This is a genomic window from Nostoc sp. FACHB-888 (assembly GCF_014696655.1).
GTDB lineage: Bacteria > Cyanobacteriota > Cyanobacteriia > Cyanobacteriales > Nostocaceae > Nostoc.
In genome coordinates this window covers 70,947-94,422 of the sequence record NZ_JACJQM010000013.1, presented here as the reverse complement: position 1 = coordinate 94,422, position 23,476 = coordinate 70,947, and the positions used below count along the sequence as shown (strand labels likewise).

Sequence of the window (23,476 nt, the reverse complement as noted above, 5' to 3'; positions counted from 1 at the left end):
TTATTTGCGAGGTATACAGCGTGGCAAGAATTCTTCTCAAGTCAAAAAGCGTATCACTAATTTTGATAGGTATTTTGAGCTTTTATCTAGTTATTGGAGCGTCTACACCAGCCTATGCCATGCATATTATGGAAGGTTACTTACCAGGAAATTGGGCAATTTTTTGGTGGGTAGTGGCGTTACCATTTTTTATTTTAGGATTGCGATCGCTGACTCGCATCACCCAAGCCAACCCTGAACTAAAATTACTCTTGGCATTGGCGGGAGCTTTTACCTTTGTCTTGTCAGCGTTGAAACTTCCTTCAGTCACGGGTAGTTCTTCTCATCCTACAGGTACAGGGCTAGGAGCGGTGCTATTTGGCCCTCTAGCTATGTCGGTGCTGGGGGGTTTAGTCCTGTTATTTCAAGCGTTGCTGTTGGCTCATGGAGGGTTGACGACATTGGGGGCAAATGCTTTTTCGATGGCGATCGCAGGCCCATTTGCTGCTTACTGGATATATCATTTGACGATGCGGCTAACTGGTAAGCAAAAAATAGCTATATTTTTAGCCGCCGCCTTGGGAGATTTACTCACCTACATTATTACTTCCGTGCAACTTGCTCTTGCTTTTCCCGCACCCGTAGGTGGATTTGTAGCCTCATTTACCAAGTTTGCGGGAATTTTTGCGATTACTCAAGTTCCTCTGGCAATTAGTGAAGGTTTGCTAACTGTATTGGTATGGAATTGGCTACAATCTTATACACCTCAAGAACTAGAATTTTTGAAATTAATCAAAGGGGAACCTCAACACAATGAAACAGTCTAAGAAAGGATTGAGTAATTGGCTGTTGCTATTAGGAGTAGTGGTATTAGCAGTAGCACCACTAGTATTAATTAAAGGAGAATTTAGCGGCGCAGATGGTCAGGCTGAAGATGCAATTAAAGAAATTCAGCCCAAATATAAACCTTGGTTTAATCCATTAATTGTGTTACCAAGTGGAGAAGTAGAAAGCTTATTATTTTCCGTGCAAGCGGCAGCGGGTGCTGGAGTAATTGGTTATGTAATTGGTTTGTATAAAGGGCGATCGCAAGATCAAAGGAATAAGGAATGAGTCTGCAAATAGATACTCTTGCATACACTAATCGGTTGCGGTGGTTAGCACCAGAACAGAAATTGCTGTTTGCGATCGCTCTGCTGATTATCGCTGCCTTTAGTCATTCCCTAGTTCAAGTTTTAATTGCAGTTTGGATGTGTACTTGGACAATTATATATGCAGGGATTCCTAGCAAGATTTATTTTAAATTAATGTATGTTGCTAGTTTATTTTGGTTGACAAGTTTACCAGCTTTAGTGATTAATGGCGTAAATATTTATAACTTCCATTTAGTGCAAACTGACTCAGCAGCAGGGTTGGATATTGGTTCTTATTATGTGTACATCAGCATTCACGGTATGCAACAGGGCTTCATGATTTTAACACGAGCGATCGCCTCTCTTTCCTGCTTATATTTTATCATGTTAACTATCCCCTTCACCGAACTTTTGCAAGTTCTGCGCCGTGTGGGTTTTCCTGTGCTGTTAACCGATTTATTATTACTAATGTACCGTTTTATTTTTATTTTATTAAACACATCTGCCGAATTATGGATTGCCCAACAAGCTCGTGGCGGCTATTGCAGTTTTAGTATTGGGATGAAAAGTTTAGCTCTATTAATTGGACAGTTGCTCAAGCGAACCCTAGAAAGTTATCGTCAAGTATCCTTGAGTTTGGCATCACGGGGATTTAATGGAGAATTTAAAGTTTGGCATCCTCATCGCTATCATTTATCCAGGCGCTATGCTATCGAAGCCGTTATAGGATGTGCATTATTAATAGCATTAGATTGGTATGATCATGCAACAGTTTTTACTCGAATTTGAAAAGTTATATTACACTTATACAAGCGCAGAACAATCAGCTTTAAATGGATTAAGTCTCAAAATTCCTGCTCATAAGAAATGTGCATTAATAGGACAAAATGGTTGCGGTAAAACCACACTATTTTTATTAGCTAACGGGTTATATAAACCTCAAAAAGGCAGCGTCTATTGGCAAGGTAAGCCTCTACAATACGACCGTAAATCACTCATGAAATTACGGCAACAAGTAGGGCTAGTTTTTCAAGATCCAGAGCAACAATTAGTAGCTTCTACTGTTGAAGAAGATATTTCTTACGGCTTGTGCAATTTAGGATTACCGACAGGAGAAATTAAACAACGAGTTGAACAAGCTTTAGTCGAATTTGAACTTACTCAGCTAGCACAAAGACCTGTCCATCATCTCAGCTTAGGGCAAAAAAAGCGAGTTTCCATAGCTGATGTTATGGTGCTAAAACCAGAACTGCTATTATTAGATGAACCAACGGCATATCTTGATAAGTTGCATACTCGTAAGTTGATGGCAACGCTGAAAAAGATTCATGCAGATGGTACAACTATAATAATGGCAACCCACGATCTTGATTTAGTTTATCGTTGGGCAGACTGGATATTTGTGATGGATCGGGGACAACTCGTGATAGAAGGAAAACCCCAAGATGTTTTTAAGCAACGCGAAATTCTTGAAGATTTACAGCTAGGGCTGCCACTGATATATGAGATGTTATTTGCTGAGGTATCACCCGAAGAAGAACCAGTTTTAGAGCGCTTACGGCAACGAATATTGCATCGATTTCATGATTTTTAATTAAGAATAGCCATATTTTTTAAGTAGAATTTAATTGTTTAGAAGATAAAAAATTAATATTTACCGAGAAATTAAGAAAGTAATGTTGACAAAAATTGCCGTTGAAAAAATTCTTGAACGTGCCTTGATGGGGTACGATTTATCTCCTGAAGAGGGAGTGGTATTGTTACAACAAACTGAACCAGAGGCGATCGCAGCAATACGTGCTACATCCGATACACTCCGCCACACACAAGCAGGCGATACGGTTACATACGTAATTAATCGTAATATCAACTTTACTAATATTTGTGAGCAGCACTGTAGTTTTTGTGCTTTCCGTCGAGATGATGGTGATGCTGGTGCATATTGGTTAGATTCGGCGCAAGTTTTGGAAAAAGCGACAGATGCGGTGCAACGGGGTGCGACGGAAATCTGTATGCAGGGGGGATTAAATCCGCAAGCGCTGATAAATGGTAAATCTTTGTCCTATTACCTCAAGGTAGTGGAAACCATTAAACAGGAATTTCCGCAGATCCATCTCCACGCTTTTTCCCCGCAGGAAGTGGAATTTATCGCCAGGCTTGACGGACTTGAGTATGCTGATGTGATTGCTGCTTTGCGCGATGCTGGTGTTAGCTCAATGCCGGGAACAGCAGCCGAAGTATTAGACGATGATGTAAGGCGGATACTGTGTCCAGAGAAGATTGACACAGCCACATGGCTAGAAATTGTCAGCACAGCTCATAAATTAGGCTTGCATACCACCAGCACCATGTTATCTGGGCATATTGAAACCCACGAGCAGCAAATCGGGCATTTAGAAAAATTGCGATCGCTCCAAAAAACTGCCATCAATCAGGGATATCCAGCAAGGATCACAGAGTTTATTTTGTTACCCTTCGTTGGGCAAGAAGCGCCCAAACCCTTACGTCGCCGTGTCGGACGCGATCAACCAGTTCTGAGTGATGCATTGCTGCTGGGGGCTGTGGCGCGGATTTACTTGGGTAATTGGATTCCCAACCATCAGCAGAGTTGGGTAAAACTGGGGCTTGCTGGTGCAACCGAAGCCTTAGTTTGGGGTTGCAACGATATTGGTGGCACATTGATGGAAGAACATATTACTACAATGGCAGGTGCTTTGGGTGGTACGTGTATGGAAGTGGAAACCTTGGAAACTGCGATCGCTTCTTTAGGACGACCTTACCAACAACGCAATACTCTTTATCAAAAAATTAGGAATTAGTTTCAGATTGCCAGCTTTTAAACAATATTCCAAAAAGATTGCTGACATTGGCAAAATTAAAATAGTGCTGATTTTTGTAGAAGCCGTGAGTACAGAAAGTTTAGAAATTGCTAAAACCCGCTACCAGAGAGGGAAAATTGCCTTTGAAAATGGGCAATACCGCGAAGCCATCGAAAATTTAGAAAAGGCCAGCGCCCTATTAGTTCATACTTCTCGCCTTGCGGGCGAAGTAGAAATTTATCTGGTGACAGCTTATGAAGCTGCTGGACGCAGTGATGATGCGATCGCTCTTTGCGAAAGACTTAAACGCCATGCCCATTTTGAAATTAGCAAACAAGCGCGACGGATGCTTTATATCTTAAAAGCACCAAAGCTGAAAAGACCTAGCGAATGGATGACCGAAATCCCCGATTTGGGCACATTACCCGATAATGAACTCAAAATTTCTGTACCTGCTAAGTCTAATAAATCTTCTGTGCAGCAAAAGCCTAAACCTACTGAACCAGAATTCGTTGACCTCAGCCAGGTCAATACCAGAGATAATCGCTTTATCTGGGTAGCGCTAATTGCTATTGGTTTAACCATCTCGTACTTGGTTTGGTTGAATTTTTCAGGAACCCCTGGCTGATACCAATTTTGGATTTTAGATTTTGGACGAAAATTCTTTACCAAAATGATGTTCTAGGAATCTCAAACAATACTAAGAAGTCAAGATTGGTTAAAATGTTTGACTTTTGGGGAGACTTATAGTTATGAATTCTTCAAGTTTAGGAAAGGTTTTCTTGTGGTTAATTAGACCATTTAGTTTTGTGTTGACACTGAATGGTCGAAATAGAATGAAGCGCTTCTTTCCCATGCGAAATCCTATTCTGTGGCTAGTGCTGTTAACATCCGTGCTACTGACTGGCTGTGTTAATTACGATGTAGGGCTTAACTTTGACAACTCAAATAGTGGTGAACTAGTACAGCATATTAAATTAGGAGAGCGGCTAACCAGTTTTAGTGGCGATTCTGTGTACGAATGGTTGAACAGCATAGAGCGCCGCGCCCGTCAACTAGAGGGGAAAACGCAGCGAGTTTCCACTGAAGAAATCATTGTCACAATTCCTTTTAGTAGTGGTACGGAATTGCAAGAAAAATTCAACGAGTTTTTTAACTCCCGTGCAAATCAATCCTCTGAGTCTGGACAGGGCAAATCTGACTCAGAATTACCGAAAATTGAATCAAACGTCCTCTTGGAGCAAAACAATTTTTTACTTTTAGTCCGAAATCGGTTGATTTATGATTTGGATTTGCGATCGCTATCTCTAATTGCCAGTAAAGGTAACGTTCTAGCTAATGCTGGTTCAATTCTCGACTTAGAATTTAGTTTGAAGACTCCTTGGGGAGCCAAAAATATTCAACTAACTGAAACTGCCATTGCGCCAGAAAGAAATGGCAATCAACTAGTGTGGAAACTCCAACCTGGTGAGTTAAACCACATAGAAGCTATTTTCTGGTTACCCAGTCCCCTCGGTATTGGTGGGTTGTTAATTATCCTGTTTATCTGGGGAGGATTGTACTTGAGATACAATTTCATGCCAGATCCCAGAATTCAATTCTCTCCCAAAGCAACAGCTATCCAGGAACAGTAGACTATATCAATATTGTCAGTTAAGCCGATGGAGAATGCATCGGCTTTTTTAATTCACCTTTAAACTGTTGTTCGCTACCATACCAACGTTCAGCAAGTGCATTGAGTTGATGAAGCACATCAATGAGTTCTTGACCATGTTCCGTCAGACCATAAGTTACTTGGGGGGGAATAGTTGGTTCATACTGCCTATAAATAATCTCTGCTGCCTCAAGCATCCTCAGTCTTTCCGTCAAAACTTTAGTTGAGATGCCCTCAACTAAATGTTTCAATGCACCAAAACGAGTAGGGCCACTATTACACAACACCCACAGTATATACATTGTCCAGGGACCTGATAGTAAAGACATCAGAATACTTACGGGGCAAGCATCAGGATTTTTAGACACAGACATCGATAAGTTAGCTAAAATTTTCCGACAGTTACTTTATAGTAACTACTTTACTTTAGTAACTAGTTACTTTTAGTATCTGATGTAATGCTTTACAAATTAGACTTAAAAACAGTAAAAGCAGAAATCCTAGTTAATCAGGAGATATTTGGTGTCAAACATTCTACATATTGATTCCAGCCCCCGTGGTGAACGATCGCACTCAAGAGAACTATCGAAGGAATTCGTCAGTGCGTGGAAAGCAGCGCATCCTGAAGATGCGATCGCCTATCGAGATATAGGACGTCACCCAGTTCCTCACGTTGATGAAGCTTGGATTGCGGCGGCATTTTCACCACCAGAAACCCATACTCCAGAATTAACTGAGGCAATTAGGATTTCTGACGAACTAGTTGATGAGTTTTTGGCAGCCGATCGCTACGTCTTTGGTGTGCCAATGTATAACTTCAATATACCTTCCACTTTTAAGGCTTACATCGACCAAATCGTTCGCATTAACCGGACTGTTGCAATAGAAGCTCAGGGTTTTAGAGGGTTAGTCGAGGGTAAAAAGGCAGTTATCATCACAGCTCGCGGCGGTGACTTTAGCCCGACATCTCCTGCTGCTGCATACGACTTCCAAGAACCCTACCTGCGGACGATTTTCGGTTTTATTGGGATTACAGACATTCAATTTATTAACGCTAACAGCCTGAATGAGGGAGATGCCCGTACCCAATCTCTATCAAAAGCACGGGCAACAATTCAAGATTTGATCAGCCAGTGGTAATCGGGGCATTGGGGATTGGGCATTGGTCAATATGAATATTCTTCTTCCCCTGCTTCCCCTGCCCCCTGCCCCCTGCCCCCTGCCCCCTGCCTCTTCTTCACGGTGACAACCGCTCGATTTTCCAAGTGTTATTATCTAAACGGCTATAGAGCAACCGATCGTGTAAGCGGCTAGAGCGTCCTTGCCAAAACTCAATTTCTGTGGGGATTACTCGTAAGCCTCCCCAATGAGGCGGCCGGGGGATCTCTCGATTTTCATATTTGCTGTGGAACTCTTGCAAACGTCGCTCCAAGACTTCTCGGCTTTCTATCACCTCGCTTTGATTAGATACCCACGCACCCAGACGGCTGTTGGCAGGGCGAGTCTCAAAATAGTGGTCAGACTCAGTTTCAGAAACTTTCTCTACATACCCACAAATCCGCACTTGACGTTCCAGTTCTGCCCACCAGAAGACTAAAGCCGCCTGGGGATTTTCTGCCAATTCTTGTCCTTTGTGACTGTTGTAATTGGTAAAAAAGACAAAGCCCCGTTCATCAAAATCTTTGAGTAACACCATTCTGGCTGAGGGCTTACCGTCTGGTGTAGTAGTGGCAATGGTCATGGCATTAGGTTCGGGGAGTTGCGCTGCTAGTGCTTGATCGAACCATTTTTTAAATTGAATAAAAGGATTGAGGTCTACTTCTAGTTCGCTCAAACTTTCTAAAGTGTAGTCTTTGCGAAGGTCGGCTACGGTTTTGTCCATTGTGATTTGTTTCCTTACTATTCAGATACGCCTATACATATCTTTGTTAAAAATATCTATGATGATGATCAGTACCACCAAGAATTTTACAAATTCTTGGTGGAATATCTAAAAATAGGTTGCATAAGATGCGCCGTTCGGCCTCCCTTCAACGCCTGTTAATTTATGGTCTAAGCGGCCCGATTATCGCTCTTAATGTCTGGCTACTGTCCTTGCTTTTTCGCTATTTCCAACATCCTATTACCGTCTTGATCATTGCGGCAATTTTGGCTTTTCTATTAAATTATCCAGTTCAGTTCTTTGAACGTGCTCAAATTACCCGCACTCAGGCGGTGATCATAGTTTTACTTGTAACGTTAACCCTGTTTGGGATTCTGGGCATCACTTTAGTGCCGTTGATCATTGACCAAACAATCCAACTGTTAAATAATATCCCTGATTGGTTAGCCGCCAGTCAAAAAAACTTAGAGCAATTTGAGATGCTGGCAAAACAACGACGTTTGCCAATTGATTTGAGGGTTATGAGCAGTCAAATCAATGCCAACATTCAAAATCTGGTGCAACAGATTGCTTCTGGTGCAGTGGGATTTGCTGGGACACTGCTATCAGGCTTAGTTGACATAGTGTTAGTCATTGTGCTTGCATTTTATATGCTTTTATATGGCGATCGCGTCTGGTATGGTCTAGTCAATCTTTTACCTTCTAACATTGGAGATCCCCTTACCGCATCCTTGCGCCTAAATTTTCAGAACTTTTTTATCAGCCAGTTGTTACTAGGATTATTCATGGTGCTAACCCTGACACCAATTTTCTTAGTAATGAAAGTACCCTTTGCCCTGTTGTTTGCCATAGTAATCGGGATCTCAGAACTTATTCCCTTTATTGGGGCGTTTTTGGGCATTGGTCTTGTAACGATCTTAGTACTGCTGCAAAATTGGTGGTTGGCAGTTGAAGTTGCTGTGGCGGCAATTCTTATGCAGCAGGTTAAAGATAACCTGTTAGCTCCCAGGTTACTCGGCAACTTTATTGGACTGAATCCCATCTGGATTTTTGTGGCTATTTTGATGGGATTTGAGATTGCTGGATTGTTGGCGACACTCGTTGCTGTTCCTATTGCTGGTACTATTAAAGGCACTTTCGATGCGATCAAGAGTGGTAAGCCTAGTGATTTTGTATCAACTGTCACCATTGCTCATGACCCACCCAATTAAGGGGCAGGGGGAGCAGGGGAGGCAAAGGGGAAGAATAACTCATGCCCCATCCCCAATACCTAAAATCAAAAGTTGCATAATCTTATCTCACAATTCACAATGGTGATTGATTATAAATTTCAGGGGATACTGCCAACAGCCAATTCCTGAAATAAAGAAGCACAAAGGAATTCATAAGTACACGCTTTGCCAATAGTCAATGAGTTTACTCTTGAATTTACGGTCTTATGATTCTGATTAATTAATTTAGAACCCGTTAATGGAAGCTTCCGAGCTATTAGAAACAATCACACTCCTGATTTACCAAGCTGAACAGGGAGAAATTGACCCTTGGGATGTCCAAGTGATTGAGGTGATTGACCGTTACTTAGAACTGATGGCACCGGAGGCAATAGGAAGAGGTTATGAAGCGGACTTGTCTCAATCTGGACAGGCATTTTTATCAGCATCAATGCTGGTATTATTTAAAGCTAATACCTTGATGCAATTGTCAACGGTAGGAGATGTCCAGGATGGTGTACTAGATGATGCCCTATTGGAAGATGAAGACGGAATATCACATCAGGGTCATCGTCTACCATTAGAACGGCAATTACGTCGTCGTCCATCGGCAATGCCACCACCAAAACGTCGGGTGACTCTGCAAGAGTTAATCAAGCAATTGCAGATTATGGCAAACCAGCTAAAACTGGTAGAAAAAGCCAGCAAACCTATCCGTCCCAGACGTTTGCCTAGTGTCCAAAGTATGCGAGAGGCGCTGGAGTTAGCTCACCAGGAAAATCTGACGGAAGTAGCTGGGGAACTGGAACAGGTGTTGAATGTGTCGGCAAGGGAGCTAAATTTAGAACAAAATTGGTTGAATCTAGAACAACTTGTAGAGCTGTGGACTCAGACAAAGCATCTCAACCAAAATGGGTCTGGACATGATTCTAAACATAGTAATTTAGTTAGCGTTTTCTGGGCGCTACTGTTGCTCTCGGCTCAATCGAAAGTAGAGCTATTTCAAGAGGAGTTCTACCATGAGATTAAAGTTCGGCTACTTACAGATTCAGCTAAGACTGGCAAACCTTTTGAGCAATCGATGAACTAAAAAAGCGAAAAGTAGCTTTACAGATAATTTACAGATTTTTGATTCAGTCCCAAAATCCGAGTAAATTGAAAAGATAAGCGATCGCTTGTCATCTAAGTATACCTATGGTTGTAATAACCACTAAATTCCTGTTATCCCTGTTAAAGGGATGACTTAGAGCAGAAATAAAAACTGATGATTAAGTCTCACTTGATAAAAGTAAACTGGCTTGTGGTTGAGGAATAAATTCTTATGAAAGCGATGATTCTCGCGGCTGGCAAGGGTACTCGCGTACGTCCGATTACCTATACAATTCCTAAACCAATGATTCCCATCCTGCAAAAGCCAGTGATGGAGTTCTTGCTGGAACTGTTACGCCAACATGGATTTGATCAAATTATGGTCAACGTTAGTCATTTGGCTGAGGAAATAGAAAACTATTTTCGTGACGGTCAGCGGTTTGGGGTGCAGATTGCCTATTCCTTTGAAGGGAAAATTGATGACGACGGTAAACTGGAAGGCGAAGCAATAGGATCAGCTGGAGGGATGCGTCGCATCCAAGACTTCTCACCGTTTTTTGATGATACCTTTGTAGTGTTGTGCGGTGATGCTTTAATTGATTTGGATTTAACTGCGGCGGTTAAATGGCATAGAGCTAAAGGCTCGATCGCTACTATTATCACGAAATCTGTCCCCAAGGAAGAAGTTTCTAGCTACGGTGTTGTAGTCACTGATGAAGATGGTCGTGTTAAAGCTTTCCAAGAAAAACCTTCAACTGAAGAAGCCCTCAGCACCAACATCAACACAGGTATTTACATCTTTGAACCAGAGGTGTTTAACTATATACCCTCTAATATCGAGTACGACATTGGTGGTCAATTATTCCCTAAATTGGTAGAAATCGAAGCTCCCTTCTTCGCCATTCCTATGGACTTTGAATGGGTAGATATTGGTAAAGTACCAGATTATTGGCGGGCGATTCGTGGTGTACTGCTGGGTGAAATCAAGAATGTGCAAATTCCTGGTCATGAAGTCGCCCCTGGCATTTACACTGGCTTAAATGTTGCCGTGAATTGGGACAAAGTGGATATCACAGGCCCAGTTTACATTGGTGGGATGACGAGAATAGAAGACGGAGCTAAAATTGTCGGCCCAGCAATGATTGGCCCTAATTGTTGGATATGTAGTGGCGCAACAGTGGAAAACAGCGTGATTTTTGAATGGTCGCGCCTGGGACCAGGAGTCCGTTTAGTCGATAAGCTAGTGTTTGGACGTTATTGCGTGGATAAAACTGGCGCTGCAATAGATGTTCAGGCGGCTGCTTTAGACTGGCTGATTACTGATGCCCGTCAGACCCCACCATCACATACCCCTCTTGAGCTACAAGCGATAGAGGAATTGTTGGGGACAAACACAATTTAGGGAATGGGGAATGGGGAATAGGGAATAGGGAATAGAGAGATGAGGGGACTTGCAACAAGTCTTTCCCCTTGTCCCCAATTCTCCTTGTCCCCAAGTCCTCTTCTCCATGCCCAATGCCCAATTCCCCAATTCCCAATCCTAACTATTTAGATACGTGTATCTTCTGAGACTCTGCTCGTAAGTTTGCAGCAGTCGCTGAGATTCTGCTAAGGTGATACGCTTTTCTTCTAATGCTTTCTCGCAACGCTGGCGAATGTTTTCCACCATATCTTCGGAGTCATACTGAACATAGCTCACTACTTCGCTCATGGTGTCACCTTTGACAACGTGTTCAATCTGGTAGCCTTTGGGCGTTAACTGGATGTGAACGGCGTTGGTGTCGCCAAATAAGTTGTGCAAATTGCCCATGATTTCTTGGTAAGCTCCATTTAAGAACATTCCCAAATAATAGGGTTCTCCGGGTTTGTAGGTGTGTAGTTCTAAAACAGATTTGACATCGCGCAGGTCAATAAAGCGGTCAATTTTACCATCACTGTCACAGGTGAGGTCTGCTAAAATTCCTCGTCGGATTGGTTCTTCATCCAATCGGTGGATTGGCATGATCGGGAATAGCTGGTCGATCGCCCAGCAATCTGGTGCCGATTGAAACACTGACATATTGACGTAGTAGATGGAAGCCATGATTTTTTCTAGGTCTTCCAGTTCATCTGGTACGTAGTCTTGCTGTCTAGTGATGTTAAGAATTTTCTGACAACAAGCCCAGTAAAGGCGTTCGGCTTTGGCTCGTTCTCTGAGGCGTAAAATTCCTAAGTTGAAGCGGCTGATAGCTTCTTCTTTGAATTGCGCCGCATCATGGTAGAACTCTTGATAATTTTCTTGGTTGATGGATTGGTAGGTTTCCCACAGGTAATTGATAATTGGGGATTCTCCCTCTTGTGGAGGTTCTGGTGAATCGAGGGGGACATCGCTAGTACTGAGAACATCAAAAATCAGCACTGACTGATGGGAAGCGATCGCTCGTCCACTTTCACTAATCAGTGTTGGTACGGGAATTTGGCGCTCTGCACAGGTATCTTTTAACTCTGCCACAATGTCGTTGGCATAGTTCTGCATATTGTAATTTTTCGATGCATAGAAGTTGGTTTGGGAGCCATCATAATCTACGCCTAAGCCGCCACCAACATCAAGGTATTTCATATCTGCCCCCAGCATCGACAATTCCACATAAATGCGGCTGGCTTCTTGGATGGCATCTTTAATCACATTGATGGCAGAAATTTGTGAGCCGATGTGGAAGTGCATCAACTGCAAAGAATCGAGCAGGTTAGCTTCGCGTAACTTGTCAACAGCCTCGATCACTTCAGGCATTGTTAAACCAAATTTAGCGCGATCGCCACTAGAAGTTCCCCAACGTCCCATGCCTTGGGTACTGAGTTTAGCGCGAACACCTAATATCGGTTTAATACCTAACTGGCGATTGGCATCAATTACCAAATCAACCTCTTCAATCTGTTCTAAAACGATGATTGGTGTTTGCCCTAGCCTCTGGGCTAACATTGCCGTTTCGATGTATTCTCGGTCTTTGTAACCGTTGCAAACTAACAATGCTCCTGGTGTATCCAAAACAGCTAGAGCAATCATTAATTCTGGTTTGGAACCTGCTTCTAAGCCAAATTGATGTGGTTTGCCAAACTTGACTAAATCCTCAATCAAATGCCGCTCTTGGTTGCATTTGACGGGAAACACGCCACGGTATACACCAGGGTAATTATAGCGGGCGATCGCTTTGGCAAAACAAGCGTTCAACCGTTCAATCCGGTCTTCTAAAATATCGGAAAAGCGGATTAACATGGGAAGTCCCAAGTTGCGCTGCTTCATGGCGTTGACCAATTCAAACAAGTCAAGAGATCCCCCGCGATCGCCTTTAGGTGCGACGGTAACGTGACCAGCAGCGCTAATAGAAAAATAAGGTTGTCCCCAACCTTCAATCCGGTATAACGCTTCACTATCCTCAATTTTCCAGGAGCGAGGTAAATCTCCTGTGGTAGTAGTACTAGGTGGTAACAGTTTTTTTTGCTTATGATTTTTCACTTCTTTGTGTCCATTGGACGGTACCTGTACCACCTCGTCAGATGTAGCAGTTGGATCAACACCCATTTCTTCCTAACCTCTGTTTTTCACCCACGAATTAACAATTTAACGCATTCATTTGGGAACGTATATGCACCCAAAGATAATTTCTGAGATAAACTCTGATTGGTCAAGAGTCATGTGTCATTAGTCATTGGTCATTGGTCATTAGTGGAAAACCCTTGGACTTAAGACAAAGGACAAAGGATAAATGACAATTGACAAAATAAAAAATTCATTAAGTTTTTGGAGATAGCTTTGGAACGTACATTCTTAGCAATTAAGCCAGATGGAGTACAACGGGGATTAGTGGGCGAAATTATCCGCCGCTTTGAAACTAAAGGTTTTACCCTAGTTGGTTTGAAGTTCTTGAAAGTCAGTCGAGAATTGGCTGAACAACACTATGATGTTCACCGGGAACGTCCGTTTTTTGGTGGTTTAGTGGAATTTATCACTTCTAGCCCAGTGGTAGCGATGGTATGGGAAGGTGATGGCGTTGTTGCATCTGCTAGAAAGATTATTGGTGCGACGAACCCCTTAACATCAGAGCCAGGAACGATTCGCGGCGATTTTGGCATAAATATTGGCCGCAACTTAATCCACGGTTCTGATGCTCCAGAAACCGCACAACGGGAAATAGCCCTATGGTTTAAGGATGAAGAATTAGTAAATTGGCAACCACACTTAACGCCTTGGTTGCGCGAGTAAGACAGTAGGGAGTGGGGAATGGGGCATTGGGAAGAGGACTTGGGGACAAGGAGAATTGGGGACAAGGGGAAAGACTTGTTGCAAGTCCCCTTGTCCCCTTGTCCCCCTCATCCCCCTCACTTACTTCGAGACTTCGCTCTTTTCCGATTCTACTTGGGCCAATTCAGTGCCAACACGCTTGGAAAATCCCCAGCCTAGAATCAGGAAGATGGCAGTAATCATGATCCATTCTGGTGGAACTAAATTATCGTTCACTACTTTCAACAACAAGCGCAAACCCACAAAAGCTACAGTTATATAGCCTGCGTCTTCTAGGTTTTCATATTCGTCTAACCAACGGATAAACAATCCCGCCATGAATCGCAGCGTGATAATACCAATTGTTGCACCCGTCAGCACTAGCCATTTTTCTTGAGAAACTGCGATCGCAGTTGTCACACTATCCAAAGAAAATGCCAAATCTGTAAATGCAATCACAGGTATCGCTTGCAACAATGAATTAAAACGCGGCCCGTGATGGTGATCGTCCTTCGTTTCTTCCGAGGTAAAGTGTTGAAATACCAACCACAGTAGATAAGCAGCGCCCAATAATTCAAATTGCCAGAATTGTTGCACCCAAGTAGCAGTGAGAATCAGGCTGATTCGCAGCACATAAGCAACGACTAAACCAAAGTTCAAAGCTCTACGCTCAAGTTCCTTGTCTTCCAACCCCTTTGCGATCGCAGCGAGAGCGATCGCATTGTCGGCAGATAACAGCGCCTCTAAAAGCACCAGGATCAGCAGAACTATAAGGGCTTCAAGGCTGAAATGAAAGTCGAGGTAATCAAAAATTTGGTCTAGCATTCCGGGTTTCTCAAGCAGAAAAAATTAAAATTTGACAAGAAGAGAGATTTATATATTAAAAATCGCAATAAATTGCCACTCTAATCCAGCTTAACGTGCTTGTGGTGGATTTTGAAGAGGGTTGAATGGATGCGATCGCAGTGATAATGGGGTAATTTGCGTATAAGTCAATACATCCAAAGTTTTAACATCTAGTTTAGTGCGATCGCAATGAACTGTTGTCAGTTCGCATCTAAAATTAAAAGATGACAACAAAAATATGATAAGAGTTTATGGATAACACACTTCTACAACGCATCACTCATAATCCAAATATCTGCCACGGCAAACCCTGCATTCGAGGACTTCGTTATCCAGTTGAGTTTATTTTGGAACTGCTCAGTTCTGGCATGACTACTGAGGAAATATTGACAGATTATGACGATTTAGAATCTAAAGATATTTTGGCTGTCTTGTTATTTGCCGCTCGACTCAGCCAAGTCAAAAGCATTCATCGAATTGCCTCATGAAATTTCTTGTCGATGCTCAATTGCCAGTTCGTCTTGCCCGTTTTCTCAAAACTTCAGGTTATGACACAATCCACACCAGAGACTTACCACGGGAAAATGCAACGCCAGATAATGAGATTAATGCCGTATCAATTCAACAAAATCGAATTTTAATTACCAAAGATGTGGATTTTGTCAACTCTTTTTTAACAGTTCAGGAACCTTATAAACTATTTTTAATTACGACAGGGAATATCAATAACTCAGAATTAGAATCTCTATTTATAGCGAACTTCCAATCTGTAGTTGAATTGTTTAAGCAGCATTCCTATATTGAAATAAATAGAGACACCATTATTGTGCATCAGTAGTCTCTATAAAAATTTCTAACATCACACATAGGCTTTAGCTTCGTGTTCTAGATACTCAATTTCTCTTTTCCACCGCTCAAGCTTGTTTTCTCGCTCTTGTAATTGAGGTGTTGTAGGGTTTCTTGAAGGCTGGGTATCTGGATTAGGCAAAATTCCCTTATTTGCAAGCCAAGTACGGGAAAATACCTGCCAAAGAAATACATGATCGTGCTTATCCCCACCCAGACAACGAATCCGCTTGACTGAAAGCGTGGATTCACCAAAAAGGATTTGCTCATTTTTGGAATTTTTCGGAAACAGGCGCGTCTCACTACCTCTTCCACGAAAGAATTCGACTACAAACCACTCACCAAAATCGAATATACAGACCTCTGTAAGGTCGCTACCATCATCCTCTAATAGATCAACATCACCTTGAATTTGATACCCTATGGCAATTTGTGATGTCTTGGGTAACAAGATACGAAGCCGTTCAAAGCGGTTACTGTAATTAGCCCAAAAATCCCTGCGACTACATAGCCGATTTGACTCGAAGTTTTCTAAATCCAGCCTGTTTAATATGAGATTTACTAACTTTTGAAAATCATCATAATTGATACCTCCAATCCACTCTCGAAGTCTTTGCCTTGCTGGATCTGAAAGTTTATACCAATTTTCACCATTTCTATAGTTATGTCTCAACCAATCAACCAGTAAAGAATGATTGCTTGCTATATCATTGGAAACATTAGTTAGCAAATGATTAACAGCTTTTATTTGCTGACTCTCTGACATTTCATCCAAACAACTTAACAACCATCTTACTTGCTGCTGAGTTGGAGAGCGAATTGTAGTAAAATAAGGGCTTATATCTTCTATGAATCTGCTAAATAAGGGAATCCAAGTAGGTAAATCTCCTTTGATTATGTTTAGTAATTCAGTTTGATTAACACGCTGTTCACAAGCAATTTTTGCTAATTCTATACCTGCTTGTATACTGCGAAATGCCCGAATAATTTGAAATGGTAGCAGGTGACTAACTGAATTAGCAAAGATATCAAAAGATTCAGCTAAAGACTGTGCTAACACCTGTTCTTGCCGATCGCCATAATAAAGAGCTAAACGCCACAATAGCTGATGCTGCAACCATAAATTAGAAATTGCTACGTTCCAAATAGCTGCTGATGTTTTCCCGGATCGGTCAATGTTTTGCTGATCCCACTGTGCTTTAGCATGGATGCAATAAATCCAGTCTAATTTACTTACTCGATCGGCTTTACCCTGTTCAATAGCTTCCAATACTTTATCAACACTTGGTATTGATATTGTTACATCTGGTAAATTACTTGCAAGCTGAATAAGTTGATTAGGACTACACTGGGGAGTTTCAGGTAGGGAAGTAATGGAAAACAGAGAATTCAAAGTTTTAGTTCCTTTAAAGAGAGGTTTTTACAATATCTTTTTTTAACTCATCACTGCGAAACTGAAAGCGGAAAACTACCTTGCGATCGCCTGGATTATCATATTTGTCAGATTCGATTTCTCCCCGACCAGCAGCCAATATTTTCTGGCTTAAAGGTGTTTTGGTAGGGAAATTCATCTCATAAAAAATGTAGTTGTAAACTGATGATGATCGCAACAAGCTTAGTTGTAGATTGGTTTTATCGTCTCCATCTGAGCTAGTATGACCTTCTATAACTACGCGGCTAATTTCCTGTTCAAATTCTTTTTTTGAGAAAATCACCCCACTGTAAACAGGAATAAAGCTGCGTAAAAAGGCTTTTCCTTCTGGTTTTAGTTCAGTACTTCCCTTTGCAAAAAGAATTGATTCTTGAATACTGATATCCCCGGTTTCTGGGTTGACTTTAACATTGATATGGTTGCTTTTCATCTGTCCCACAACATTACCAATTACTACTCGTTTTGGTACATCCTTTTGTGCAAGCTGGAGTAGTGCAGTAATAAATAGCAAAGCAAAAAACATTAGTAAACCAGACATCAGATCGCCAATAGACAGATAGATACTAGAGTCATCATCCTCTATAATCTCTGCATCAATTTCACCTCTGATAAAATCATCCATGATTGCTTCCACCATTACCAAATTGGCGGTTATCATGTGCAGCAACTAGAACTCTTGCTGTCTCTAGTAAACCTCCGCAAACTCTAGCCATAGAAGTATCTGCTTGTTGGAAAAAGCTTAACTGTGAGTCAACAGTTCTTTGCATAGAAACTTCAAGATGACCCTGCCAAGACTGAAGGCTATTGTCAAATTTTTCATTCAAATTTTTGTATGAATTTTCAACTATGTTCACTTGCTTGGCAATATCAGTAGTAAGATTTGCTAGTTGTATTAGTCGTTGTGAATCGTTTAATCCAGCCGCAATAACTAATTTGTTAATTTGTTCGACAGATACCTGAATTTTAGTCATACTTTCGTCTACTTCTTGAGTCAATTTACTACGTCTTTCAAATTCTTCTCTGAAGACTTGATCAAGATTGCTCACAACCCCAGATAATCCTTCCTGTTGTTTGCCTAGTGTCCCCTCAAGTAAGTTGTTTTGTTTTTGGAAAAACATTTGTAAATTCGCTTGATATTCTTGCCGGAATGTTGTCAAATCTTCCTCTACTGTTTGGCGAGTGGCTGTAAGTGTTGCGTCGATATTTCCTAAAGTAGCCAGAAGATTATCCTTTGCATCATTCATCAATCCAGAAGCTTGATTACCCACTGTTTGTAGAGTATTAGTTTGCTCATGAAAGGTTTTATTTGCTTGGGTGAGAATTTGGATAATTCCAGTCTGAGTAGCTTGAAGCATCTGTTTTTCTACTGCTGCGCGTTCTTGTAATGCTGTTTGCAGTTCCTCTCGAATTCCTCGGAAGGTAACAGCAGCTTGCACTGCGCTTGCTTCAAAAGCACTTCGCTGGGCTGTCATTCCTTGGATACTTTGGTCTACGGCTCGATTAATTTCGTGAGATGTTTGTTGTATAACTCCTGTAGTTTCAGTTTGGAATTGACTCAAAGTTTGCCCCATATTGTTAGCAAAACCTTGAAGCATCTGCTGTTCTACTATTGCCCGTTCTTGTAGCGCTGTCTGAAGTTCCTCTCGAATTCCCCGGAAGGTAGCAGCCGCTTGCACTGCACTTGCTTCAAAAGCACTTCGCTGGGCTGTCATTCCTTGGATACTTTGGTCTACGGCTCGATTAATTTCTTGTGCTGTTTGCTGTAAAACACCTTTTGTATCTGTTTGAAATTGATTGAGAGTGTATCCCAGATGGTTAGCGAATACTTTGAGTTCTACCAAAGTTTCTTTTTGAAAGTTCTGAATTGTCAGGATGGAACTTGCCAAACTTTGAGAGATACCACCCAATTCTCTATGCAGACTCAGCACAGCTTCGGAAGCTTGTTGGGTTAACTTTGCACTTTTATCTAACCGATCTGCAATGGGTTCGAGTACCTGAACTCGCATATCCTTAATGAGTTCTTCTAAAACTCTCTGTCCTTGGTTTTCTTGGAGTTCTCGAAGTTTTTTCTGCTCTTGAAAAATTGCTTCTAAAGCTGGAAATATCTGCTGACGCACAGCTAGACCAATAGCTTGGGCTGATAATTGATTTAACCCGTCGAACTGTCCTGCTATACTCTTACCCACAGATTTACCAATAGCTTCAGCACTCAGTTGATTTAACCCGGCTAACTGTTCTGTTATACTCTTACCTACAGATTTACCAATGGCTTCAGCACTCAGTTGGTTTAGCCCTGACAAATTATTTCCTATACGGATAAATGCCTCAACTACATCGCCATTGTTATTGTCTGTTGTTTTTAAAGTTGCGATCGCCTTCAATTTCTGACGCAAACTATCGCGCCGTTTTTGCCTTAGCGAATCACACCCAAACAAAACTAGAGTAAACAAGCTACCAGAACCAAGCCCCATCAGGGAAGTGGAGAAAGCTGTTTTCATTCCTACCAGTAGTTCTTTACTGGCAGCCATCAGTTCTTTGGGATTTTCTGTAGATAAATTGATTCCTTGGAGTCCCTGCTGTATACCGTAAAATGTTCCTAAAACGCCGATGGCAGTACACAAGGTTGTCACAAAGCGCAGTGAACTACGAGGTATAGGGTGGGCTAAGACAGATGGATACTTTATGAGTATGAAATTACCATCTTGTTGTCTGAATTTACTAGAGTCATCGGTTCCTAGATGCTCTTTTAACCAGGGGCGAACTTTATTTAAAAGCTTTACATTTTTACCTTTTTTCAAATTACTCAAAAATTTAATAGAGGCTCTAGTTGTGCCACACTCTGAGTGCCAATACGATACAATAACAGATGTTTAGATTCCAAAGAGTTAAAGGCTAATCCCGGTTCTCTGCTTAAAGTCAGATGTACTCTTTAGGGGAACAGTTTCAACCTGAATAACAATTCCTTCAGCATTGATAAGTAAAGATTTAATCTTTGTAAGAAATGCTTAAACCTTTCTTATAAATGCTTTAACGTGAGTAACAATTGCTTCAACAAGCATAAGAAAATATTTAACCTTTGTAAGAAATACTTAAGCCTTTCTTATAAATGCTTTAACGTGAGTAACAACTGCTTCAACATTCATAAGAAAATATTTAATCTTTGTAAGAAATGCTTAAACCTTTCTTATAAATGCTTTAACGTGAGTAACAATTGTTTGAACATTGGCAATAAAAAATTGAAATTTTGCAACAAATACTTAGGGTGTGTGCAATTGAGATACCTTACCTTGATTTGACTATGTAAAATTTGTCCCTCTCCTTAGTAACGAGCTGACTTTTCACAGCATCTGGAAAACCTCACTTCTATTTCTCTCTCCTAAAAGGAGAGAGACTTTGAATTTCCCCCTTCCCGCGACGAGTTGGGGGTTAGGGGGTTAGGGGGTTAGGTTTTTCGTGGACTTTTCCATATAACGTGAAAAGTCAAAGTAACGAGAGGGATGTCTGATAGAACAGGGTGAGGTTTTTTACTGTAAAATCAAACAGCGATCGCTCTCCTAAATGCTGTCTTACTCTTACAGCTAAACTATCATTACTTACCAAAAATTCTTTAATAGCATCTAATTGATAATTACCTAAAATTTCGTCATGTCCCCACGTTTCTAGCCACTCTCAATCTACATATTCAACTTAAAAATTAACAAAGTTAACCCCGTAAGTTAGCCAGTTTTGCTGCATTTGTCGTGCTGTTGCTAAAGCTTTAGCAAATGTATCTACTTGATTGTCGCAGTGAGTTGCTCTTTTGAGTGAAACCCAGCCTCATCTAAGGTTAAAACTGAGTTTCACTGCATTCAACTAGCTTAATTCGGCGGTATTTCTTCAGGTGGTGCTTCCGCCGGGGGAGCGAGTACCGCATCCGGCGCAATTTCTTCTACGGGAATCGGTTGCTTCTCCTCAATTTCAAAATCTGGTTGCGCTGCTTCCACTAATTCAGGAGATGGGGGATGTGGTGGAATCGCTTCCGGTACACTCTCGGTTTTGGCTTCGGTGTCAGTAGTAACTGTCTCCTCTGCTGGTTTTTCTGGTATGGCAGTAGTTTTGTCGATAATCTCAACAGTAGGTTTCTCTGCTATTACAGAGGTAATGTTTTCAGGTTTGGGGGTTGTAGGTGTTTTTTTACTCCCAGTCTGTTGTACCTTGTCTTTCACACCACTGAAGGTGCTACCAAGACCTTTTTGCAACTGGCCCAGGCGTTCCTGAAGGGAGAACTTATTTACCTGTTCCTGAATGCCAGTTTTCACCGTCTCAGGACTGGGTACTTGGGTTTGTTGTATTTGCGGGGTCAGTTGGCGACGTAATGATAGAGTTTGCCAACCAAACCAGACCAATAAAGCCACACTAGCTACATGACCCAGTAACAAACCTCCAGTAATGCGTGGTGCAAACACCCATAAAACTAAGGCGTAAAATAGTCCTACACCACTCCAGATAAAGTCATTCTTGCGGTGGATTTCTGGAAAAAAGAAAGCTGCTATATAAATGGCTAAACTACCAATACCGACCACCAAAGCTAGGACAAATGCCAGCATTATTTGGTTACTCCTTACTGCGTCCTTTGACTATTTCAATTTTGCAAATTTTGCCAGTTAATTGTTGATTTAGATACAATTTAAAATTAATTAACCGTCTTAGTTGTGGATTTTTGCCCTTTATTCAAGTCTTAAGGTCTTCTTTAGGGGAGAACGGAAAATATCGGACTACCCTTAAAGGTAAAAGGATCTGCAAGAGTTAGCCAGAAATTTTTTATGACACTACAAAGCTTTGGTGTGATTGGATTAGCCGTTATGGGTGAGAACATCGCTCTAAACGTGGAGCGCAATGGCTTCCCAATTGCAGTTTACAACCGCTCCCGAGAAAAAACGGATGCGTTTATGGCGCAGCGTGCTACAGGACGGAACGTCAAAGCCGCCTTTACCTTGGAAGAATTCGTTGCCTTATTGGAACGTCCCCGCAAAATCCTAGTAATGGTGCAAGCTGGTAAACCAGTGGATGCGGTGATTGCTCAACTCAAACCCTTGTTAGAGGAAGGCGATATCATTATCGACGGTGGCAACTCTTGGTTTGAAGATACAGAACGACGCACTCAGGAATTAGAACCCGCAGGGCTTCGGTATCTTGGTATGGGTGTCAGTGGCGGTGAAGAAGGAGCGCTAAATGGGCCTTCACTGATGCCTGGAGGTACAACAAGCTCTTACGAGTTTCTATCACCAATTTTCAACAAAATTGCTGCCCAAGTCGATGATGGCCCTTGTGTAACCTACATTGGTCCTGGTGGTTCTGGCCACTATGTCAAAATGGTACACAACGGCATTGAGTATGGCGATATGCAGCTAATTGCTGAAGCCTACGACTTGCTGAAAAATGTCGCTGGATTAAACCCTACTCAGCTACATGAGGTGTTTGCTGAATGGAACACCACCGATGAACTCGATTCATTTTTGATTGAGATTACGAAGAATATCTTCCCATATATTGACCCAGAAACAAATAAACCCCTGGTGGATTTGATTGTTGACGCAGCAGGTCAAAAGGGAACTGGACGCTGGACTGTGCAAACTGCCTTGGAATTGGGAGTCTCTATTCCCACAATTACAGCAGCAGTTAATGCCCGGATTATCTCTTCTATTAAAGAGGAGCGCGTTGCAGCATCTAAAGTCCTTACAGGCCCCAGTGGCAAGTATGACGGGCAAACCAAGGACTTTATCAATAAAGTACGCGATGCTCTCTATTGCTCAAAAATCTGTTCTTATGCTCAAGGGATGGCGTTGCTATCCACAGCTTCAAAAACATATAACTGGAATTTGGATCTGGGCGAAATGGCGCGGATTTGGAAAGGTGGTTGTATTATTCGCGCTCGCTTTTTGAATAAAATTAAGAAGGCTTTTAGCGAAAATCCAGCTTTGCCTAACTTGTTGTTAGCTCCCGAATTTAAGCAGACAATTCTCGACAGACAGACTGCTTGGCGGGAAGTGATTGCGACAGCTGCAACACTGGGAATTCCAGTACCCGCATTTAGCGCATCCTTAGATTATTTTGACAGCTATCGCCGCGATCGCTTGCCTCAAAATCTAACTCAAGCACAACGCGACTACTTCGGCGCACATACCTACCTGCGTCTTGACAAGCCCGGAAGTTTCCATACTGAATGGGTACCCATTGCTGAAGCTAAGAAGTAAATTTTCACACATCTACACCAGGATATTGTGAAAGGTTAAAAAGTTTCAGAATACAGTTTTAAGAGTGGCTCTGAGTTTCAGAGTCACTTTCTTT

At 41.8% G+C, this 23,476-nt stretch carries 24 protein-coding genes; 15 read left to right on the top strand and 9 right to left on the bottom strand.

The window, feature by feature from the left end; translation table 11 throughout:
* Positions 1-119: 119 nt before the first annotated feature.
* From H6G26_RS10950 to H6G26_RS10920, 7 genes are all read left to right on the top strand, one after another.
* Positions 120-806, top strand: a complete 687-nt coding sequence (locus tag H6G26_RS10950; protein WP_190729324.1) for an energy-coupling factor ABC transporter permease — start codon at positions 120-122, stop codon at positions 804-806.
* Positions 793-1,092 carry an energy-coupling factor ABC transporter substrate-binding protein gene (locus tag H6G26_RS10945; RefSeq protein WP_190729273.1) on the top strand — a complete coding sequence of 100 codons (300 nt, stop codon included), beginning with the start codon at positions 793-795 and terminating at the stop codon, positions 1,090-1,092. Before H6G26_RS10950 ends, H6G26_RS10945 begins: the two co-directional genes overlap by 14 nt.
* Entirely contained in the window at positions 1,089-1,901 is an 813-nt protein-coding gene (cbiQ, locus tag H6G26_RS10940) for a cobalt ECF transporter T component CbiQ (RefSeq protein ID WP_190729272.1), read from the top strand. Before H6G26_RS10945 ends, cbiQ begins: the two co-directional genes overlap by 4 nt.
* Positions 1,876-2,706, top strand: coding sequence for an ABC transporter ATP-binding protein (locus H6G26_RS10935; protein ID WP_190729271.1), 831 nt, complete (start codon positions 1,876-1,878; stop codon positions 2,704-2,706). Before cbiQ ends, H6G26_RS10935 begins: the two co-directional genes overlap by 26 nt.
* An 82-nt stretch (positions 2,707-2,788) precedes the next feature.
* Positions 2,789-3,931 (top strand): 7,8-didemethyl-8-hydroxy-5-deazariboflavin synthase subunit CofH, encoded by a 1,143-nt coding sequence (cofH, locus tag H6G26_RS10930; protein WP_190729270.1) that lies wholly within the window; start codon positions 2,789-2,791, stop codon positions 3,929-3,931.
* 85 nt (positions 3,932-4,016) lie between these two features.
* Positions 4,017-4,559, top strand: coding sequence for a tetratricopeptide repeat protein (locus tag H6G26_RS10925; protein WP_190729323.1), 543 nt, complete (start codon positions 4,017-4,019; stop codon positions 4,557-4,559).
* Between the two features lie 124 nt (positions 4,560-4,683).
* On the top strand, positions 4,684-5,565 hold the full coding sequence (locus H6G26_RS10920) for a DUF3153 domain-containing protein (RefSeq protein WP_190729269.1): 882 nt from the start codon (positions 4,684-4,686) through the stop codon (positions 5,563-5,565).
* Positions 5,566-5,584: 19 nt separating this feature from the next.
* Here the strand turns inward: H6G26_RS10920 and H6G26_RS10915 are convergent, their stop codons facing one another.
* Positions 5,585-5,914 carry a helix-turn-helix domain-containing protein gene (locus H6G26_RS10915; RefSeq protein ID WP_242053660.1) on the bottom strand — a complete coding sequence of 110 codons (330 nt, stop codon included), beginning with the start codon at positions 5,912-5,914 and terminating at the stop codon, positions 5,585-5,587.
* A gap of 193 nt (positions 5,915-6,107) precedes the next feature.
* On the opposite strand from H6G26_RS10915, the gene H6G26_RS10910 reads away from it, so the two are divergent.
* Entirely contained in the window at positions 6,108-6,725 is a 618-nt protein-coding gene (locus tag H6G26_RS10910) for an NAD(P)H-dependent oxidoreductase (protein WP_190729267.1), read from the top strand.
* A 97-nt stretch (positions 6,726-6,822) separates the two neighbouring features.
* Here the strand turns inward: H6G26_RS10910 and pdxH are convergent, their stop codons facing one another.
* Positions 6,823-7,467, bottom strand: a complete 645-nt coding sequence (gene pdxH / locus H6G26_RS10905; protein ID WP_190729266.1) for a pyridoxamine 5'-phosphate oxidase — start codon at positions 7,465-7,467, stop codon at positions 6,823-6,825.
* 128 nt (positions 7,468-7,595) lie between these two features.
* Between pdxH and H6G26_RS10900 the strand changes: the two genes are divergently transcribed.
* The 3 genes from H6G26_RS10900 (at position 7,596) to H6G26_RS10890 (ending at position 11,169) form a co-directional block, all read left to right on the top strand.
* Positions 7,596-8,678 (top strand): AI-2E family transporter, encoded by a 1,083-nt coding sequence (locus H6G26_RS10900; protein WP_190729265.1) that lies wholly within the window; start codon positions 7,596-7,598, stop codon positions 8,676-8,678.
* Positions 8,679-8,937: 259 nt separating this feature from the next.
* The gene (locus tag H6G26_RS10895) at positions 8,938-9,768 is read left to right on the top strand and encodes a ScpA family protein (protein ID WP_190729264.1); all 831 of its coding nucleotides are present in this window, start codon (positions 8,938-8,940) and stop codon (positions 9,766-9,768) included.
* 231 nt (positions 9,769-9,999) lie between these two features.
* Positions 10,000-11,169 (top strand): NDP-sugar synthase, encoded by a 1,170-nt coding sequence (locus tag H6G26_RS10890; RefSeq protein WP_190729263.1) that lies wholly within the window; start codon positions 10,000-10,002, stop codon positions 11,167-11,169.
* A 138-nt stretch (positions 11,170-11,307) separates the two neighbouring features.
* On the opposite strand, the gene speA is transcribed toward H6G26_RS10890, so the two are convergent.
* Complete coding sequence (gene speA / locus H6G26_RS10885) at positions 11,308-13,326, bottom strand: biosynthetic arginine decarboxylase (protein ID WP_190729262.1); 2,019 nt, start codon at positions 13,324-13,326, stop codon at positions 11,308-11,310.
* A gap of 231 nt (positions 13,327-13,557) precedes the next feature.
* On the opposite strand from speA, the gene ndk reads away from it, so the two are divergent.
* Positions 13,558-14,007 carry a nucleoside-diphosphate kinase gene (gene ndk / locus H6G26_RS10880; RefSeq protein ID WP_190729261.1) on the top strand — a complete coding sequence of 150 codons (450 nt, stop codon included), beginning with the start codon at positions 13,558-13,560 and terminating at the stop codon, positions 14,005-14,007.
* A 120-nt stretch (positions 14,008-14,127) separates the two neighbouring features.
* On the opposite strand, the gene H6G26_RS10875 is transcribed toward ndk, so the two are convergent.
* Both H6G26_RS10875 and H6G26_RS10870 read right to left on the bottom strand, forming a co-directional pair.
* Positions 14,128-14,850, bottom strand: a complete 723-nt coding sequence (locus tag H6G26_RS10875) for a DUF475 domain-containing protein (protein ID WP_190729260.1) — start codon at positions 14,848-14,850, stop codon at positions 14,128-14,130.
* Positions 14,851-14,940: 90 nt separating this feature from the next.
* Entirely contained in the window at positions 14,941-15,102 is a 162-nt protein-coding gene (locus H6G26_RS10870; protein ID WP_190729259.1) for a hypothetical protein, read from the bottom strand.
* Between the two features lie 20 nt (positions 15,103-15,122).
* Here H6G26_RS10870 and H6G26_RS10865 point away from each other — a divergent pair, with 20 nt between their 5' ends.
* Positions 15,123-15,359: a DUF433 domain-containing protein gene (locus tag H6G26_RS10865; protein ID WP_190729258.1), complete on the top strand. Its 237-nt coding sequence runs from the start codon at positions 15,123-15,125 to the stop codon at positions 15,357-15,359.
* The gene (locus H6G26_RS10860) at positions 15,356-15,709 is read left to right on the top strand and encodes a DUF5615 family PIN-like protein (RefSeq protein ID WP_190729257.1); all 354 of its coding nucleotides are present in this window, start codon (positions 15,356-15,358) and stop codon (positions 15,707-15,709) included. The genes H6G26_RS10865 and H6G26_RS10860 overlap by 4 nt, the downstream gene beginning before the upstream one ends.
* 21 nt (positions 15,710-15,730) lie before the next feature.
* Here H6G26_RS10860 and H6G26_RS10855 read toward each other — a convergent pair whose 3' ends face one another.
* The 4 genes from H6G26_RS10855 to H6G26_RS10840 form a co-directional block, all read right to left on the bottom strand.
* Positions 15,731-17,110, bottom strand: a complete 1,380-nt coding sequence (locus H6G26_RS10855; protein ID WP_190729256.1) for an EH signature domain-containing protein — start codon at positions 17,108-17,110, stop codon at positions 15,731-15,733.
* A 13-nt stretch (positions 17,111-17,123) separates the two neighbouring features.
* Positions 17,124-17,807 (bottom strand): OmpA family protein, encoded by a 684-nt coding sequence (locus H6G26_RS10850; protein WP_242053659.1) that lies wholly within the window; start codon positions 17,805-17,807, stop codon positions 17,124-17,126.
* The gene (locus H6G26_RS10845) at positions 17,764-19,956 is read right to left on the bottom strand and encodes a hypothetical protein (RefSeq protein WP_242053658.1); all 2,193 of its coding nucleotides are present in this window, start codon (positions 19,954-19,956) and stop codon (positions 17,764-17,766) included. The genes H6G26_RS10850 and H6G26_RS10845 overlap by 44 nt, the downstream gene beginning before the upstream one ends.
* A 1,050-nt stretch (positions 19,957-21,006) precedes the next feature.
* Positions 21,007-21,735: a Ycf66 family protein gene (locus tag H6G26_RS10840; protein WP_190729255.1), complete on the bottom strand. Its 729-nt coding sequence runs from the start codon at positions 21,733-21,735 to the stop codon at positions 21,007-21,009.
* Between the two features lie 216 nt (positions 21,736-21,951).
* Between H6G26_RS10840 and gndA the strand changes: the two genes are divergently transcribed.
* Complete coding sequence (gndA, locus tag H6G26_RS10835) at positions 21,952-23,382, top strand: NADP-dependent phosphogluconate dehydrogenase (RefSeq protein WP_190729254.1); 1,431 nt, start codon at positions 21,952-21,954, stop codon at positions 23,380-23,382.
* Positions 23,383-23,476 lie beyond the last annotated feature (94 nt).